This is a genomic window from Corynebacterium sp. p3-SID1194 (assembly GCF_025144155.1).
In the GTDB taxonomy this organism is placed as follows: Bacteria; Actinomycetota; Actinomycetes; order Mycobacteriales; family Mycobacteriaceae; genus Corynebacterium.
Genome location: NZ_JALXWY010000059.1, coordinates 1 through 247 on the forward strand (window position 1 = coordinate 1; position 247 = coordinate 247).

General features: G+C 47.4%; 1 rRNA gene. It reads left to right on the forward strand.

Going from position 1 to position 247, the window contains the following annotated elements:
- Positions 1-169 precede the first annotated feature (169 nt).
- Positions 170-247, forward strand: a 16S ribosomal RNA gene (locus tag M3G19_RS11875); the annotation flags it as partial.

A 247-nucleotide genomic window follows, 5' to 3' on the forward strand; every position in this document is an offset into this window, starting at 1 on the left:
GTTGTTGTCTTTTCTCCTCGTCGGAGGGGCAGCAATGTTTGATGGACCCTTTGTTGGGTTTGTTTTTGTAATTTTTGGATTGCCAGGCCGCATGCATGGTTTTTGTGTGTGGTGTGGTTTGTTTTGGTTGGGTTTTGGGCTTTTCACGGCTCAGTTCTTTTACTGATTTTTTGTGGAGAGTTTGATCCTGGCTCAGGATGAACGCTGGCGGCGTGCTTAACACATGCAAGTCGAACGGAAAGGCCCT